14 protein-coding genes are annotated in these 18,809 nt (G+C 33.1%); 4 read left to right on the plus strand and 10 right to left on the minus strand.

Annotated features, from left to right (window positions below):
* Positions 1–268: 268 nt before the first annotated feature.
* From ACOQOS_RS02095 to ACOQOS_RS02110, 4 genes are all read right to left on the minus strand, one after another.
* Positions 269–2,071 carry a Xaa-Pro dipeptidyl-peptidase gene (locus tag ACOQOS_RS02095; RefSeq protein WP_420575121.1) on the minus strand — a complete coding sequence of 601 codons (1,803 nt, stop codon included), beginning with the start codon at positions 2,069–2,071 and terminating at the stop codon, positions 269–271.
* A gap of 216 nt (positions 2,072–2,287) precedes the next feature.
* Complete coding sequence (locus ACOQOS_RS02100) at positions 2,288–2,725, minus strand: DUF1801 domain-containing protein (protein WP_420573306.1); 438 nt, start codon at positions 2,723–2,725, stop codon at positions 2,288–2,290.
* A gap of 15 nt (positions 2,726–2,740) precedes the next feature.
* Positions 2,741–5,893, minus strand: a complete 3,153-nt coding sequence (locus tag ACOQOS_RS02105; protein WP_420573307.1) for a VPS10 domain-containing protein — start codon at positions 5,891–5,893, stop codon at positions 2,741–2,743.
* A gap of 217 nt (positions 5,894–6,110) precedes the next feature.
* Positions 6,111–6,494, minus strand: coding sequence for a Fur family transcriptional regulator (locus tag ACOQOS_RS02110; RefSeq protein WP_420573308.1), 384 nt, complete (start codon positions 6,492–6,494; stop codon positions 6,111–6,113).
* Positions 6,495–6,683: 189 nt separating this feature from the next.
* Here ACOQOS_RS02110 and ACOQOS_RS02115 point away from each other — a divergent pair, with 189 nt between their 5' ends.
* Positions 6,684–7,592: an NAD(P)/FAD-dependent oxidoreductase gene (locus ACOQOS_RS02115; RefSeq protein ID WP_420575122.1), complete on the plus strand. Its 909-nt coding sequence runs from the start codon at positions 6,684–6,686 to the stop codon at positions 7,590–7,592.
* Positions 7,593–7,610: 18 nt separating this feature from the next.
* Entirely contained in the window at positions 7,611–7,856 is a 246-nt protein-coding gene (locus ACOQOS_RS02120; RefSeq protein WP_420573309.1) for a hypothetical protein, read from the plus strand.
* A 504-nt stretch (positions 7,857–8,360) separates the two neighbouring features.
* On the opposite strand, the gene uvrA is transcribed toward ACOQOS_RS02120, so the two are convergent.
* A complete protein-coding gene (gene uvrA, locus ACOQOS_RS02125) occupies positions 8,361–11,195 on the minus strand; it encodes an excinuclease ABC subunit UvrA (RefSeq protein WP_420573310.1) in 2,835 nt (944 codons plus the stop codon).
* 144 nt (positions 11,196–11,339) lie between these two features.
* On the opposite strand from uvrA, the gene ACOQOS_RS02130 reads away from it, so the two are divergent.
* A complete protein-coding gene (locus ACOQOS_RS02130) occupies positions 11,340–12,632 on the plus strand; it encodes a hypothetical protein (RefSeq protein ID WP_420573311.1) in 1,293 nt (430 codons plus the stop codon).
* On the opposite strand, the gene ACOQOS_RS02135 is transcribed toward ACOQOS_RS02130, so the two are convergent.
* The 4 genes from ACOQOS_RS02135 to ACOQOS_RS02150 form a co-directional block, all read right to left on the minus strand.
* Positions 12,633–13,007 (minus strand): hypothetical protein, encoded by a 375-nt coding sequence (locus tag ACOQOS_RS02135; RefSeq protein ID WP_420573312.1) that lies wholly within the window; start codon positions 13,005–13,007, stop codon positions 12,633–12,635.
* 66 nt (positions 13,008–13,073) lie between these two features.
* Positions 13,074–15,632, minus strand: a complete 2,559-nt coding sequence (locus ACOQOS_RS02140; RefSeq protein ID WP_420573313.1) for a reprolysin-like metallopeptidase — start codon at positions 15,630–15,632, stop codon at positions 13,074–13,076.
* 294 nt (positions 15,633–15,926) lie between these two features.
* On the minus strand, positions 15,927–16,637 hold the full coding sequence (locus tag ACOQOS_RS02145; protein ID WP_420573314.1) for a hypothetical protein: 711 nt from the start codon (positions 16,635–16,637) through the stop codon (positions 15,927–15,929).
* Positions 16,638–16,666: 29 nt separating this feature from the next.
* A complete protein-coding gene (locus ACOQOS_RS02150) occupies positions 16,667–17,521 on the minus strand; it encodes a DUF4846 domain-containing protein (protein WP_420573315.1) in 855 nt (284 codons plus the stop codon).
* Positions 17,522–17,608: 87 nt separating this feature from the next.
* On the opposite strand from ACOQOS_RS02150, the gene ACOQOS_RS02155 reads away from it, so the two are divergent.
* Positions 17,609–18,136, plus strand: coding sequence for a hypothetical protein (locus ACOQOS_RS02155; protein WP_420573316.1), 528 nt, complete (start codon positions 17,609–17,611; stop codon positions 18,134–18,136).
* 105 nt (positions 18,137–18,241) lie between these two features.
* Here ACOQOS_RS02155 and ACOQOS_RS02160 read toward each other — a convergent pair whose 3' ends face one another.
* Positions 18,242–18,754, minus strand: a complete 513-nt coding sequence (locus ACOQOS_RS02160; protein WP_420573317.1) for a fasciclin domain-containing protein — start codon at positions 18,752–18,754, stop codon at positions 18,242–18,244.
* Positions 18,755–18,809 lie beyond the last annotated feature (55 nt).

The raw sequence follows: 18,809 nt of genomic DNA on the forward strand, positions 1-18,809 counted from the left end.
ATTTTTTAGTAGTGAGTAGCGAGAGTTGTTAAGAAAAATTTAAAAAAGCTGATGTCTTTTTGTTTTTTATATATGTAAAATAAAATCTATATCACATAATGCGGTTTCCCGTAAAAGGATGAAACATAATTCGTGAATTAGTGATAGAATAGATTCCTAACTGCATTTCAACAATGTTCAATGAAACACACAATACTGATTATTTAAAAATCTATTCTAAGTTGCATCGAAGAACAGAAGAATACAAATAATAATAAGTATATATTATTTAATTTTCTTTTACAGCGCTCTTAAAAGCTTGAATACCTCCCACAATTGGTAAAACAAACGTTGTTGAATCTAAATCAATGGTTAATTCGGTTCCTGGATCAGGATGTAGTGTAAACTCTTTATCACTTGAAAAAATCATCAGCGCTATTTGCTGTCCTTTTTTTATGATTTGATCATCAGGCATTAAATCGAAAGTCACCTGATAGAATTTTCCCTTTTTTAAAGGTTCACTTTTTCGTATAGACTTGTAATTTTGAGGATCAGCCCAACCACGAGTTATGATGTTGTCTGTTATTTTAGTTTTATCTTCAGTGTTCCAAGGCAATGAAACCAGCCAAACCGAAAGATTTGCAGCTTCTTTACTACTAGATAATTTAATAGATACTTTTGCTGTACCAGATATGTGAATGTCTTTTGTTAATGTTTGTGTCACATATAGTAATCTATGATTGTTAGTTTCGGCTTGTGCCAATTCGCTACCTGAAATAGAAAAGTCGTCGACAAGTTTTTCTATTCCTTGATTTTCAGTTTTTTCAAGACCTAAACCTCCTTTGTTAGGATTCCCGGTACTTACATAAAGAGTTACATCTGATGCATCAGGATTTGGATATTCTTTATATGGAGTAGGGTTTTGACTTCTGTCATTTTCACGAACAATCCATGCGCGAGGATCATTTTCTACACCATTTTCTACACCATGTAAATACCGTGTAAACCATCTGTTCATTATCTTCATAGGAGGTGGACCACCGTGTCCTTTTTGATGATAATATATTTGACAAGCTAGGCCTTTGGCTTTGGCAGCTTCATAAATTCTGTAACTATGTTCTGGCATCACATTCCAATCGTTAAATCCGTGCGACATAAGCAAAGCTGCTTTCATAGGTTCCATATCATTCAAATAATCTCGTCCAGCCCAGAAATCATTATAATCTCCTGTAATTCTGTCCATACCATTTTTTAGTTCTTTATCTCTTATTGTTGCATTATTGTATGCACGCTTTGATTCATCTCCGCTATGAATAAAATCATATAATACATCAATATCTTCGCCTAGATATCCTCCAGGAGATCTTACCAAACCATTGGATCGATAATAATGATAATAAGAAGTGTTTGGTGCGATTGGTATAATTGCTTCTAGTCCGTCCACTCCTGTTGTAGCAGCAGCCAAAGGAATGGTTCCATTATAGGAAGTTCCAGTCATTCCTACTTTTCCAGTTGACCAAAATGCTTTTACTTCTTCATTCCCGTAAGGAGATGTATATCCTGGAATACGTCCACATAACCAATCAATGACAGCTTTAGGAGCTAATGATTCGTTATCACCACCAACGGTAGGTGAACCTTGCGAAAGTCCAGTTCCTGGAGAAGAGGAGTGTACTACAATATAGCCTCTCGGTACCCAAGTCCTTATGTGAGAATTTGAAATAATTGGTCTCTTTCCTCTTCGAGTAACTTGTGGATGTACACGCTCTTTAGCAGCTTCTCCTAATTCATGCTTAACATCCCAAAATAAGCCAGGTATATCTTGTGCCACACCCGCAAAATATGGGCTCGAAATATATACAATAGGTAATTTAAGTCCTTCGGTTTCTGTTTGTTCAGGTCTTGTAACAGCGACGTGCATTCTATCTAGCTTTCCATCACCATCGGTATCAAACTCAGTTTCAACCCATAAATCATGTCTAATCCATTTTTTTGAATCTTTAAACTCAGGGATAATTTGCGCCTCTCCATTTTCGAAAACGGGAACAGCATTTTTTGTTGTTTGAGAAATCGCTGAGAGTAAAGGAGTCATTAGTATTACCGTGAGTAATATACATTTAATGAGTTCCTTTTTTATATTTTTTGCCATCGTTATTTTTAATTTTTATCCACAGTTTCGACTAGGAAATTATTTTTTTGTTTATAAATATACTTAAAGATTCAATTGCTTTTGTGATGTATCTTGTTTTAAATCAATTTTTAGGGTGTAAAGACGAAGTATGTATATTTAATTATTGTTAGTCATAATTTATTTTTTACACGCACTACATTCATGATGTTCATTAATATAGGCGATAGATTCCTTACAGAGTTGCTCTAAGATAGATACATCTATATCAGTCAGTTTTTTAATGTAAATACAGGCTTTCCCCATTTTAAATTTGCCAAAATCTTTCAATAAAGCATCACTTTTCTCTGTTTTTGAATAGATATAGAGGGAAAATTGCGCTTTTCTTGGTGAAAAACCTAAAATAGGTGCATTGCCTTCATGACCGCTTGCATACTTATAGTGATAGCGTCCAAAACCAATAATAGTTGGTCCCCACATTCTAGGCTCAAAGCCCGACCATTCACTCATAAGTTCAATCAATTTATGACTGTCTTGTTTCTTTTGTTCTTTATCAACATATGAATCGATAAATTCAAAAACGTTTACTTCTGTTTCTGTAGTTTTATTTTTTGCCATGTGTTCAGTTACTAATTAATTTCCAGATTTCTTATCAATAATCAACGCAGGAATATGTAATGATTTATACAATTCATTATACGCATTCATTTCAGTATTAATAATTGCATCACGCTCATTGGTATATACTTGCCAATCGTTTAGTAAGTCATTGAGCCGTTGCTTAGCACCTTGTGTAACTTTTGGATTTGGTTGATCTATATATCTTAGAAGCACAATCAATTGTGCATTGAGTTTATTGTTAAAGTTAATAACATCCTGAAATGTTTTTTGTTTAGCTTGTATCAAATTGTCTTCCCAACTATTGATGCGCTTTAATAAGGTTTCTCCTTTTTCTATCAATGGTTTTGCTGTTTCATTGTCTTTTAAAAGCTTCGCATAACTATTTAATTGTGTTTTTGTAGAACGCATCTGGTTTACAGATGTATGCATGTCTCTAATTGTATTTTCAATAGTAACTAGCATTTCTTGTTGCTCAGCAAAATTTTGTGGAGTTCCTTTTATCGCAGGATTTGGAAGAATGGTAGCTCTTGTTTCAACACTGTCACCTTCTAACGTTAATCGTAACGTATAATTTCCAGGAGCTACATTTGAACCCGAAAGTCCACCAAAAACAAACACTTTATTAATGGCAGGCAACGCTTCTCTGGCAAAGTTCCACGTAAATCTGTTGTATCCTTTTTTAGAAGGTAAAACTTCAGGTTTTGAAGGTCCTCCAGGCCACGATTTGAAACCTTTTGGTTGTTTGTTTGTGTAAGTTCGTATTACTTTTGATCCTTGTAAAACTTCTAATTTTAAATTGAGTGTATCTACATCTTTATCTAAGTAGTAATCGAAAGTTACGCCACTTTTTGGATTTAAACCTTGTCCTGTAGCAGTAGAAGTTCCTCCAAAAATACGATAACTAGGTTTAGGTGTAACTATTTTGACAGTTTTATTGTCAGTAGTCATATTTTGTAGTATTCCTACATCATCCAAAATCCAAAATCCACGTCCAGAAGTTGCTGCAACCAAGTCATTATCTTGTATCGTAAGATCATTAATAGCAACTACTGGTAAATTTAAATTTAAACGTTGCCAAAAAGCCCCATCATCATTAGAAACGTACAATCCTGTTTCTGTACCAGCATATAATAACCCTTTTCGCTTTTTATCAGCTCTTACAACTCTGGCAAATCCATTTGGATCATCCAATCCGTTTACAATTTTTTTCCAAGACTTTCCATAATCTGATGTTTTGAAGATATATGAATTGAGATCTAAAGATTTATATCGCATCACAACTACATACGCAGTAGCAGGATCGTGTTGAGAGATATCAATACTATTAATAATACCATCTTCAATACCTTTTGGTGTAATATTTTCCCAGTTAGTACCACCATCTTTGGTAATATGTAAAAGTCCATCATCACTTCCTGCATATAATACACCTTCTTCATGTTGAGATTCTACCAAAGCCGTGAGTGTATTATAATTTTCGCCACCTGCCGCTTCGTTGGTGTATGGACCACCACCAGGACCATGTTTTTCTGTTTCATTCTTTGTTAAATCAGGACTAATAGTTGCCCAGTTTATTCCGCCATCAGTCGTTTTAAACACTACATTTCCTGCATGATAAATCGTTTTTCTGTTGTGTGGAGAGCTAATGATAGGCGCATTCCAATTGTAACGATATTTAGCATCTTTTGGCGCAATGCTTAATCCTAATTCAGGATATTGTTTGATAGATTTTTGTTCATTTGAAGATTTCGTCCATGTGCTAATATTTCCTTGGTAGGTTCCGCCATACACGACTTCTGGATTATCTGGATCAAACGCAATAAAAGCGCTTTCGCCACCAGCGACAGAATACCAATCTTTCCAATCTATACCGCCATCGTTTGTGCGACTAGCAATAGCAATGGCAGAATTATCTTGTTGTCCACCATATACATTATATGGCACTAAATTATCAGTAATCACACGATAAAACTGTGATGTTGATTGATTTTGTTGTGTACTCCAACTTTTTCCACCATTAAACGAAATATTAGCACCTCCATCATTCGAATTAATCAAGTTTGTATTGTCATAAGGATTTATCCATAAATGATGATTATCGCCGTGTGGAACTGGAATATTGGTAAAACTTTTACCACCATCAATAGATTTCATTACGGGAGCATTCAACACATATACTATATTTTCGTTCTGCGGATCGGCAAAAATTTCCATATAATACCAAGATCTTGCAATATTTACACGATTACTATTCACTTGAATCCACTTTTCTCCAGCATCATCAGAGCGATATACACCACCTTTTTTTCCTTCAGCTTCAATCACAGCAAACACACGCTCCGAATTTGCTCTAGATACAGAAATTCCTGATTTTCCAAAAGCTTCAGGCAAGCCTTTTTTTAGTTGAGTCCAAGTATTTCCACCATCGGTAGATTTGTATAATCCTGAGTGTTCTCCACCAGATTCCATATACCAAGGATAACGACGATGTTGCCACATAGAAGCATATAAAATGCGCGGATTGTTCATGTCCATAGATAGAGAAGAGGCACCAGTTGTTGTATTCACATATAAAATTTGCGTCCAAGTTTTTCCACCGTCTGTAGTTCTATAAATACCTCTTGTTGAAGTAGGTGCATATTGCGCACCTTGAGCTGCCACATATATAATATCTGGGTTTGTAGGATGAATAATTACATCTGAAATATGGTGAGTATTTTCCAGTCCTATATGTTTCCAGGTTTTTCCAGCATCCATAGATTTATAAACACCATCTCCCATAGAGGTCATTACACCACGTGCTGCATGCTCTCCCATACCAACAACTACAATATTGGTGTCACTTTCAGATACGGCAATAGCTCCAACTGATCCAGTTTTAAGAAATGTATCAGAAATATTTTTCCAAGTAATACCAGCATCAGTAGTTTTAAAAATTCCACCTCCAGTAGAACCCATGTAGTAGGTGTGTGGTTGTCCAACGACTCCGGTAGATGCAACACTTCTTCCACCTCTAAATGGACCAATATTTCGCCATTTTAAACCATGAAATAAAGAATCAGTAAGTTTTACAGTAGGTTCTTTTTGTTTCTTTTTTCTTTTTTGAGCATGATTGTATATAGGTAATAAAAACAGGCAAATGAGTAGTGTTTTAAAGGTATTCATATGGTGGTTTTGCTTGGTTAGGTATAAAAAACTAAATAGTTTAGTTTTTTATAATTTTCTGTTATTTCTTATAAATGTAAGATAAACAAGAAACATGTGCAATATAGCTTTCAGTAAAGAGATGATCGCAATTCAACTGTTCACGATAAAAGGAGTTTGCCATAAATTTTAATTTTGATAAAATCATTAAAGAATAAGTAATAAGTTGAGAAATACATCAAGATATTGAAGCGCATGTAGCACAAACACCAGTTAGTACACAATTGATGGTCTCTACAGAATAATGCTTAGGTATTGAAAAGTGAACAGGTTCTTCTAAACATTCTATAGTTTCACAACTTGTACAACGAAAATGAAAGTGGTTGTCAGGCAATTTCCTGTCCTCACAGTTAATACAAAGCGCAAAATACTGTTTGCCATCTTCTGCGACTATTCGATGTAAAACACCATCTTCACAAAAACGATTTAATACTCTGTAGATAGTTGCTCTATTAATCTTTAAGTTTATTTCTTGTTCAATAGCACTCTGACTCATTGCTTTTCTCGTTTTAGATAAAACATTGATCACCGCTTCTTTTGTAGGTGTATTTCTTCTTTTCATAGCTTGATAAAAATATTATTGCGAATGAGTTGCAATAATACAAAATAACAATATCTTTGCAAAGTATTTTGGTGCAACATAGTTGCAATATAAAACATGACTAGAAGAGAAGTAATAAAACAAGGAAGTATGCTTGCGTTAGCTTTGGCAATACCAAGCTCATTAACAAATTTTATAAAATTTAATGATATGAATCACGATAATAATTTTGAAGTTATCATAATAGGAGGAAGCTATGCAGGTCTTTCTGCCGCAATGGCTTTAGGACGTTCTTTGCGAAATGTATTAATTATTGATGGGGGTTTTCCGTGTAATCGGCAGACTCCATATTCACATAATTTTATTACGCATGATGGCACTACACCTGCTGAAATTTCCGAGAAAGCAAAAACACAAGTATTGAATTATGATACGGTTCATTTTGTAAAAGATTTTGCTATAAAAGGAAAAAAATCTGCAGATGGTTTTCGTATTAGCACAGAAAAAGGAAGAGAATTTACAGGAAAGAAAGTGATTTTTGCGACAGGAATTAAAGATACAATGCCAGACATTGACGGATTTTCAGAATGTTGGGGAATTTCAGTGATTCATTGTCCGTATTGTCATGGATATGAATTCAAAGGTAAAAAAACAGGAATTATGGCAAATGGTAACACAGCTATTCATGTTGCTTCTTTAGTAAATAATCTTACAGATAAGATTGTAATTCTAACTTCTGGAAAAGCCGATTTTGATACAGAACAACTCAGCAAACTTCAACAAAATAATATAAAAGTTATTGAAAATGAGGTTTCAGCAATAGAACATTCAAATGGGCATGTCAATAAAATTGTTTTCAAGAATAATAAAAAAATGAAATTTGATGCTGTTTATGCAGCTATTCCGTTTGAACAACATTCGGAAATTCCAGCTTCTTTAGGTTGTGAGCTAACAGATCGAGGACATATTAAGGTTGATGAATTTCAAAAAACAAGTATAGAAGGAGTTTTCGCTTGTGGAGATAATTCAACAATGATGCGTTCAGTGGCTAATGCAGTTGCTAGTGGTAACATTGCAGGCGCTATGACAAATATGGAATTGACACAAGAACAATTTTAAGTAATCTTACAAAATAATATGATAGAAGTTTTTATTACAAACATCAAGATACAGACTGATGCAGAAAAAGTAGTAGAAATGCTCAAAAGTAATTTTCCGACACTAAAAATTAATTTTGATATGGACGAAACAGGATTAGCTTTTCCATGCGGTCATACAGTTATTCGAATAGAAGGAATTAATTTCAATATTAAAAATATTATCTCCATCATAAAGAATGAAAAATTTCTTTGTGAAGTTATGGAAGATAGAATCTGTGCATAATATTAATATCAAATGCTAATTTTAATACCTAAAAGAGATATCGAATAAAAATAATTCAGGAATATATTATAATTATATATAAAAGGTATTTTTCCAACCTCTAAAAAGGAATCTTCACGGGCGATTTTTCCGCTTCACCATATTTATATTGTATACATAAGGGTTTAGTAGCTTTATTTACATCATAAAAATTATTTAAATAAAAATTTAATGATGATAAAGCTACTCGACTATTGGTATACATTTCTAATTACACACTCAAAAGAATTAGCTTTTCTCACATTAGTTTTATGTAGTTGTAGAATCACAAAACAAATAGTAAGAAATATAAAAATTAGAGTTTAGTTTTACGTAGTTTATTATTAATTCAGGTGTTGAAAAGAGTGTTTCTTAATTGATTCACTCTTTTCCTTTTTGTGTAGTTTCAATTGAAAATAATTTTATACTTAGAAGTGAACTAAGGATGTATTTGTAGTTTTATAACTAAATTATAATGAAATATTCTTAATTTAATTCCTTCTTTAAGAAACGTGCAGTATGACTCTTTTTATGTTTAGCAACTTCTTCTGGAGTTCCCGTAGTCACCACTTGCCCACCGCCTTTTCCGCCTTCATAACCAATATCGATAATATGATCCGCCATTTTAATCACATCCATATTATGTTCAATCACCACAATCGTATTTCCTTTATCGACTAATTTATTTAAAACTTCCATTAGTACACGAATATCTTCAAAATGAAGTCCTGTAGTTGGCTCATCTAAAATATAAAACGTATTTCCTGTATCTCTTTTAGAAAGTTCAGTAGCAAGTTTAATACGTTGTGCTTCACCACCAGAAAGTGTTGTACTTTGTTGTCCGAGCGTAATATAGCCTAAACCAACATCTTTGATGGTTTTTAGTTTTCGATAGATTTTAGGAATGTGTTCAAAGAAATCAACAGCTTCGTTCATTGTCATATTCAGTACATCTGCAATCGATTTTCCTTTGTAACGAATCTCTAAAGTTTCACGATTAAAACGTTTTCCTTGACAAGTTTCACATTCTACATACACATCTGGTAAAAAGTTCATTTCAATGACACGTAATCCGCCACCTTGACAAGTTTCACAACGTCCACCTTTTACATTAAAGCTGAATCTTCCTGGTTTGTAACCGCGAATCATCGCTTCTGGTGTTTTAGAGTATAGACTTCGTATTTCACTAAATACGCCTGTGTATGTTGCTGGATTTGAACGAGGTGTACGACCAATTGGCGACTGATTGATATCAATAACTTTGTCGATATGTTCTAAACCTTTGATGCTTTTGTATGGCATTGGTTCTTTTACTGCATTGAAAAAATGTGCGTTCAAAATAGGGTAGAGCGTTTCGTTTACCAACGTAGATTTTCCACTTCCAGAAACTCCCGTAACACCAATCATTTTTCCTAAAGGAAATTCTACAGAAACATTTTTTAAATTATTTCCTGTCGCACCTTTTAGCACTAACTTTTTTCCGTTTCCTTTTCTACGTTCTGTAGGAACTGAAATTTCCTTGCTTCCATTCAAATAAGCAGCTGTTAATGTATTGTGATTTAGTAATTCTTCTGGTGTACCTTCCGAAATAATTTCACCGCCGTGTCTTCCTGCATTTGGTCCAATATCAATAACGTGATCTGCACGTTCAATCATATCTTTATCGTGTTCTACGACAATTACAGAATTTCCAATATCACGTAATGATTCAAGCGAATTGATCAGTTTTTCATTGTCTCTTTGGTGTAATCCAATACTTGGTTCATCCAATATATATAAAACACCTACCAATTGTGAACCAATTTGTGTTGCGAGACGAATACGTTGTGCTTCTCCACCAGAAAGTGATTTAGAACTTCTGTTCAACGAAAGATAATTTAAACCAACATCTAATAAAAAGCGCAAACGTGTAGAAATTTCTTTGACAACTTCTGTTGCAATTTTTTGTTGTTTTTCGGATAGATTGTTCTTTAAATCATCAAACCAAGCAGACAATTCAACCACATCCATATTTGCCAATTCGGCTATGTTTTTCTCGTTGACTTTAAAGTATAAAGATTCTTTGCGCAAGCGTGAACCACCACATTCTGAACAGTTTACTTTGTCCATGTAGTTTTTTGCCCAACGTTTAATAGAAGAAGAATCGCTGTCTTCATATTGGTTTTTGATGAAACTTACAATTCCTTCAAAATCAATCTTGTAATCACGTGTTACACCTAATGTTTTACTTACAACTGAGAACTTTTCGTTTCCACCATTCAAGATTACGTCCATGGCTTCTTTGGGAATATCTTTGATAGGATCACTGAGTTTAAACTCGTAACGTTCTGCAATAATTTCCAATTGTTTGAAAATCCACGATTTTTTATATTCTCCTAACGGCGCGATTCCGCCACCTTTTATCGTTGCTTTGGTATCAGGAATTACTTTGCTTTCATTTACTTCGTGCAATGTTCCTAAACCATTACAATTTGGACACATTCCTTTTGGTGAATTGAACGAAAATGTATTTGGTTCAGGATTCGGATAGGAAATTCCAGAAGACGGACACATTAAATTTCTACTAAAATAGCGAGCATCTTTAGGCGCATCTTGATCAATAACCATCAATACATCATCACCATGATACATGGCAGTTTTAATCGTTTCAGTAAGGCGTTTATCATTATCAACCTCATCATTTATCACCAAGCGATCAATGACAATTTCAATATCGTGTGTTTTATAACGATCGAGACGCATGCCTTTTTCAATATCTACAATATTGCCATCAACACGTACTTTTACAAAACCTTGTTTGGCGATGTTTTCAAATAATTCGCGATAATGACCTTTACGGGAACGTATGATAGGAGCGAGGACGTTGACACGTTTCTCTTTAAAATCGTTTAAAATTAAATTTTTGATTTGCTCATCGCTATAACTGATCATTTTTTCACCAGAATTATAACTATACGCATCAGAAGCTCGTGCAAATAGAAGGCGTAAGAAGTCATAAATCTCTGTAATGGTACCAACTGTAGAGCGCGGACTCTTACTCGTTGTTTTTTGTTCTATGGCGATTACGGGAGACAAACCATCAATTTTATCAACATCTGGACGTTCCAATCCGCCTAAAAACTGACGTGCATACGCAGAAAATGTTTCAATATAACGGCGTTGTCCTTCTGCATAAATGGTGTCAAAAGCTAGTGATGATTTTCCACTTCCAGAAAGTCCTGTAATTACGACTAACTTTTCTCTGGGAATAGTAACATCAATATTCTTTAAGTTGTGAACTCTAGCACCTTGAACTTCTATATTTTCTTCGTAATTCGTCATAGTTTTTCGCAAAAGCGCAAAGATACGAATTTTAGGAGCAGAAAGTAAGTTAGATTAATTTCAATTTTTCACAATTATAGAAATTATAAACAATAAAACATTTCTTCAGTATTAGTAGTATATTTAGTACTTAATTTTGATTTTATGAGTAAAGAAAAATTTGAACAAAGTATTTCAAAAACTGAAAAAACAGCTAGAAAAGTTAGAAATATTGGTTGGTTTTTTGTCGGATTAGGTTTTTTAATATTAATAATTGGCTTCTTTTATTGGTTAAGTTTTGAAGGTAAACTAAACGAGGTTGGAGATTTTGTGGGAGGAATTGCTGGTTCTCTATGGACGTTGGCTGGATTATTTTTTATATACGTGGCTTTTCTTGGGCAAAAGATTGAGATCAAATATCAACAAGAAGAATTGAAACTAAATAGAGAGGAATTACGAGAGTCTAAAGAAGTCTTTAAAGCGCAAGCAAATATTATGCTTGATCAAAAGTTAGATACTACTTTTTTTAATTTGTTAGATAATCATCGAAAGTTAGTAGACAGTTTTAAAAAAGGAAATTCTAAACAAATTGGAAGGTCTAATGGTTTCTTTGATTATGGAAATAAAATAACAGAAACGGTTTCGGGTTATGAAGTTTTAGAAAGAATCTATAAACCTTTAAAAAACTATTTATTTAAATATTCAAATTATTTGAAAAGTAGAAATATTTTTGATTCTCAAATAACACGAAGTAATCCTATTAAGGCGATAAAAGAATATGGTGATATAGAATTATTATACAATGAAGTTTCTGGTATTATCGAGTTTATTTCAAATAAGATTAGAAAGGAAAATCGAGAATTTTATTTGAATACGCTTTTTAATAATTTATCAAATGAAGAAAAATTTTTATTAACTCTTTACAATATAAATGTTAGTAATCATCACAAATCAGAACTTGATTTTGAAAACTATTTAAGTTTCGAATTTAAAGATTTTTCTAAAGAAAAAAGTTTTTTATCATCTAAGAATTTCTTTTTTAAAAAATACAATCTAAAGAAAAAAGATGATGAGCGAATCATGATCAAGATTATTGATGAAAATCCTAATGATTATAGTCAATTTAATTTTTATTTATTAGATGAAGAAGAAAAACAAATTATTCATGTCAAAAGAATTGAATTAATTCAACAAGAAATTCCAATCTACAATTCACTATTAGATATAACAAAAAAACACTTTTCTGATAAAATCCTAGAAAAGGTGAAAGATAAAAATAGTAGGCAAGAGTATAATATTATATTAGAGGGCAAAAATAAAATACATAATTTTAATATGTATGATTCTTACAATATAAAAATCGACATAAACAACGAAAAATTAGAATTGTACGAAGAACAGGATACAAATCTTGCATTCACTTGGGTTCAAGACCATTTCAATAACTTAGAAAACTAATCATTTACTTTTTTTATAGAATGCTTTCCTAATCAAAACTATATAGATTACAATTGGAATCATTACGCATATAATCACCGAAGAAGCAACATAATTACTACCAACATCATTAAATAGATTCAAGAAATCTACTGATTTTTGAAAGAGCCAATTGCAAAAGCTTGAAAAATCTGGAATAACTAATAGTGAAAGCACGACAAACAAACTAAAGATAATCGTAAATTTTCGCTGTTGGTAAATTTTATCAAGAAGTAACATCCACGAAAGTGGAATACCAATAAACCATACAATGATATTAATTTCTTTGTAGCTAAAGCCAGTAAAATTGGCAATTGCCATTAAAGCTTCATAGGTATATTGAAAGATGGTTTCCATAAAGTCTAAATATAAAAAAACTCCGAAACATACGCTTCGGAGTTTTTATATGATTGTGAAATGTAATTATTCGATAATTAATTTCTTAGTCACCGTTTTTTCTTGATCAGTTACTGTAATTAGATACATACCAGTACTCACATTTTTTAATGAAATATTTTCATTGAATGTAGCTGTAGCATTAAAATCTTTAGCATATACTAATCTTCCTGAAATATCGTGAACATTTACATTGATATCTTCTCCAGATTGCGAGTTAAACGATAATGAAAACTCACCTTTGTTTGGGTTTGGATATAAAGTGAAATTATCTAAAGTAAATTCTTCATTACTTAATACGATAGTAGTTGTTGTAGAACAAAGTTCAATAGACCATTCGTTCACAGTTCCAGCGTCACCATCCCAAAAGTCAAGAAATACTAAATCCCAAGTTCCAGCAGGATTTGTCCCGTTGAAATCGGCCATCGATTCCAATGGACTTGCCAAACCTACTGTTGGTGATGCACAGTTTATTGGCGCTTCGCCATCTTTGAATGTGATATCAATATTTCCATATTGAGCATCATTACAAGTTCTAAACCATAAATCTTTGAACAAGCCACCAGGAGTTTGTATTTGCATTTGTAAATCTCCAATATATGCGTGTGTTACATCTACGCTTACTCTAATGTCGGTAATTGGAGTTGTTTCTGTAACCGTTACAGGAATAAATAATGGAGCACCTGCGCCAGGCATTCCAGTTCCGTCAGGAATACCTGAAGAAATTGTGCCCGTTGTATATGTATTACAAACCGTATTCTCTGTTACTGTAGCTCCGATTGAGAACGATTTAGAAATTGCAAAGAAAATGTTACCTACAGCTTCAATTTTTATTCTACAGAATGGTTCAAAAGTAGATGCAGGAAATGTAACAGGTTCAGAACCATCATTTGCGGTATTTGAAGCTAATACAGTATCAAAATTTTGTCCGCCATCAGTAGATAATAAAATATTTACGTTTGATGTGTTAATTCCATTTGCTGTTGTTCCGGCTACATCCCAAGTAATCGTAGTGCTTGCACCAGTTGAGAAACTTTCATTTGTGGTATCTGGAGCTGTTACTCTAAATGGACCTGTATTTGCCAAAGTAACTCTCATGTCATCTCTGTTTGTTTGTCCTCCATTTGGAGTTCCGTTGTCTCTTACGGTTAATGCAAAATCCATTACTCTTGCTACATTAGGAACTACTTCCCATGTAGGTGTTAAGGTATTATTTAAAATATCACTTAATTGTGGAAATGTACGTTCTCCAGTTGGCATTGGGGAATATGATCTAAATTGAGGATTAGTAGTACTTGTTGTATTTGGGGCACTTGTAGTAGTTCCTGGATCTACTTGTTCCCAGCAATACGATAATGTTGTTCCATTCGCATCACTACCGGTTCCTGTTAAGGTAAAAGCAGTTCCGTAAGGAATAGTGTAATCAGCACCTGCATTTGCTACAGGAGCAGTATTTCCATTATTTGTATTTACAGAACATACTGGATTTGTTGTAGATGTAATTCTAGCATACATTTGATCAATACTTATTGCATGAAAATGATCATCACTATTATTTTGTACATTATCTGAACCGCAAATACCAGCATACGCCATAATTGTTGTTCCACTTCCAGGCTCAACAGCAGTAGTAGGATTTCTATTTGGTGGTTCGCAAGAACCTTGAACTCCATTGAATGTATGATTTGCTCCAAATTGATGTCCCATTTCATGTGCTACGAAATCAATATCATAAGGATCTCCTACAGGATTGTCTAAACCAGTAACACCTTGTGCTTTTACGTTATTGAAGCAAATTCCTCCAAGAATGGCAACACCACCACCACCGGTAGTAAATACATGTCCAATATCATAATTTGCAGATTGAATGTTTGTATCTATGGTTGTTTGATTTTGTGTAAGTAAAGCTTCTGGATCATCATCTGTATATCCGTCGTCTTCCGCCAAGAAAATAATACTCGCATTGTCTACAAGTGTCATTGTTAAAGACATGTCTCTTTCGTATACTGCATTTACTCTTGTCATGGTAACATTCATTGCAGCTAAAACTGTAGCTCTTTTCACAGAATCACTAGCGGCACCTTGTCCGGCAGCATTGATATGATAGTTTGCGTATTCTTGCGTACAAGCTAGTGCCAAACGAAATGTTCTTAATATACCATCGTTAGCATTTTTTGCTATAAATCCATTGTCAATACTAGGTGGTCTATTTAATGAATTATCTTCTACTAACGAACAACTTGAATTGTTTCTAGTATTTTTGTGTAGGTTTTCCTTGGCATATAATACATAGGTATTTAAATCTTTTGTATATGGATCAATATACAGCGTTTTTCCGATAGTATGTACAGTTGCATGAAAACCAAAAATGGTTGTAGAGAAACGAATTACAGTTCCTGTACCTTCTCTACTAATCGCAACGTATGATTGAATTTCTGGATAATTAGCGGCAAATGCTGGTTCCATAATAGAAGCATTGTATACTTCGAAGTTTTCTAATTTTCCTTCTGCATTTGGAAATTGAATAACGATTTCAGAATGAATATTCAAATCTCTATCTGGTGCAGTGGCTAGTAATTGTTTCATCGAATTAAGATCTAAACTAAAGAGATCGTAGGCGATGGGAGTAGAAGTTCTTTCTAATAACTCTTCCTGGGAGTAGTTAGTGTTATTAGTTTCTTTCCAAAAGGATTTTCCTTGAGAAAATCCAAGAAGAGGAAGTAAAAGAACTATAAAAAAGTAATTCTTTCTCATAATTTTTTTAGGATTATTTTTAGTTTTATAAAAGTGGTTAAAGTTAAGTTTTTTTTTACTATTTGGTGAGAAAGTTTTAACAATTAATGATTGAAACAGATTCGTTTTTACGAAGTTATTTGTTTTTTAATTCCAAGCTTTAATATTCTCTAGATCAATGTCTAGTACTAATAGGCTATGAAGTCCAGAAAGTGGTACACCGCTTTCCATTGTTTGCCAATCTTCCCAACTGGCATATAATCCGCCAATCGGAATAATTTTTACCCACATTTGATAACCTTTTGGGCGTCCGTTTTCGTCTAAATACCACAAATAAGAATCACCTGGAGTAGTTCCGCCTGAATTGTATGTAACAAGCAATCTTTTTTCGCCATTTTCGGTAGTAACAATGCTACGTGAAACACCTTCATCAAATACTTTATGTGGAGCAACTAACCAAAAAGAATCATTATTAAAGAATGAAAGTGCTTTTTCAATGTGTTCAGACTTCTCAGTTCCTTCTATTGGTTTTCCATCAATGAAAACAATACTTTTATTTGATTGTTCTAAGTCTAAGGCGACTTTTATATTATTCCAAGAAACATCTACTTTATATTGGTCTTTATCCCAAAGATAATGGTGTCCGCCAGGAAATGTCCAACTCAAATAACGTGTATTTTTATATGCATCATGATTTACAGCAGTAAGCATTTTTTGTGCTAAACGATCAGCTTCAGTACTTTTAGTTCCTTCTGGTAAATCTTCGTTGTACTTTATATACACAAAAGCAAAAAGAAGTAAGAGTATAACGAAGATTCCTAGAACTAGTTTTCCTAGAATTTTAAATATTTTTTTCATTGCGTTATCGTTAGGCTTGATCGTGGAAATTATTCTTTAAAACGTCTTAAATCAGTACTTTCAAATGTCCATTCTGGTGTGTGTAGTGTTCCTTCTTTGGCTTTGTACCATGGACTTAATGTAGCATTCTGCTTGTTTACTAAGATTTGAGTTTCTTGTGCGGGCATATAACTTTGTGCGATCATAAATATTTTTTCTCCTTGTGCATTTTTTGCGACATCTACTACAATTACTGCATGTCCGTAAGGATTTCCTTGTTGAATAAATACATCGCCAACTTGAATATCATTGATGTTATTTACTTTGGCGAGTTCTTTTCGTAGAGAAGCTGTATTCGCATACGCAAAAATATAATTCATGTAGCGTCTGAATTTTTTATACGAATGATCACCTTTTGCATATTTCTTGAAATATCTAGGTTTTCCATCAGATAGAAAGGTAAAATGAATGTCTTGTAAACGTTTTTGTTTGAATAAGAATTCTCCACGTAAGCGCATTACTGCGTCAGCGCATTGTTGCAAATCGCGAGTGCCAATTTCCATATCTACGACAGAAATATATACGTTGTTATTGTATTTTTCGCGACCATCAAAATATTTTACTTTACTATTGAATGATTTTAAAGGCAAATTTCTCAGGTAGGTTCCGAAATGAGTTGTTTCAAGCGGAATTCTTGTGTAGTTTTTTGGAGTGTTGAATCGTTCCTGAATTGTTTTTCCATTCGGATTTATCAAATTGTCCTCAATTTCAGTAACTTGCTGTAATGCGATGTCTTTCGTTTGTTGGACTACTTGTTTTTTTTCTTCCGCACAAGCGAATACAATCAAACTTAAAAACAGCACAAAAACTGTATTTTTTATAGAATATATAGTCAAATTTCGCATTTGATGTTTATTTTTACTTTCACGTATTAAATCTACGAAATAATACAAGTAATAAATAATGAAATACAAACAATAACTACGAAAAAGATGAATATTTTAGGAATAAGCTCACGAATTAAACATCCTGAATACGGTTTGGGTGTAGTCACTAACGTAACTTCTAAACACTATTGGGTTACTTTTATAGAAAACGGACTCGAAACTATTGATATTGATAGTGAATTTGAAATTATTGACGCTGTAGAAGATGAAGTAGATAGTGTGAGTTTTTATGAAGTAGAAACAATTTTACGAAATATGCTTAAAAAATGGTCAGATGTGTCTGAAATTATTCCGATTGCCGATAAGTGGAAAGGAGGAAAGCTGATTTTAGAACCTGGTGACACTAATTTGAAGAGTAAAGAAATGCCAATTGATGGTTTTTTTCATAAAATTGTCATGGTACGTGACAGAATTCGTGTAATGGAACAAAAAATAAATTCTAGTAAAAATCTAGATGATCAAGAAAAAGTAGATTTACAACAATATATAACACGTATGTATGGAAGTTTGACAACTTTTAATGTGTTGTTTAAAAATAAATCGCAGCAATTCGTAGGATCGAAATCAAAATAAGATAGATAGCGTATACTTTTTGATCTAATTTTCGACAAAAGCACAAAAAAGGGAACAATTTCAATGAAACTGTTCCCTTTTTGCGTAAAACTAACTAACACTAAATTATGGCATTACTACGCTGTCAATTACGTGAATAACTCCATTACTTCCCATAAGGTCAGTTTTTGAAATCATGCTGTAATTTCCATTTGCGTCTTTCAGCCAAATTCCTTTGTCGTTTTGAGTGACTGTAATTTTTGATCCGCTAAGCGTTGTTAGCGTCACTTTTCCTTTTCCTTTTTTCAAAGCAGCAACTACATCTTTTGCAGTTAATTTTCCCTTGATAACATGATATGTTAGAATGCTAGTTAATTTTCCTTTGTTTTCTGGCTTCAATAAAGCACCTAATGTATTTGCGTCAATTTTAGCAAAAGCATCATTTGTAGGAGCAAATACTGTAAATGGTCCGTCAGATTTTAAAGCTTCTACCAATCCTGCAGCTTTAACAGCCGTAACTAATGTTGAAAAACTTGTACTTGAAGCAGCAATATCTACGACATCTTTACTTTGTGCGTTTGTATTTATTGTAAATAAGAATAAAGCAACAGTTGTGATTGTTAGGATTAATTTTTTCATAATAATTTTTTTTAGTTTTTAAATTTTTAATTCTTTTTCTAAATTTCTTAAGCGC

Origin of the sequence: Kordia sp. (genome assembly GCF_965224175.1) — a bacterium.
Classification (GTDB): Bacteria; Bacteroidota; Bacteroidia; order Flavobacteriales; family Flavobacteriaceae; genus Kordia.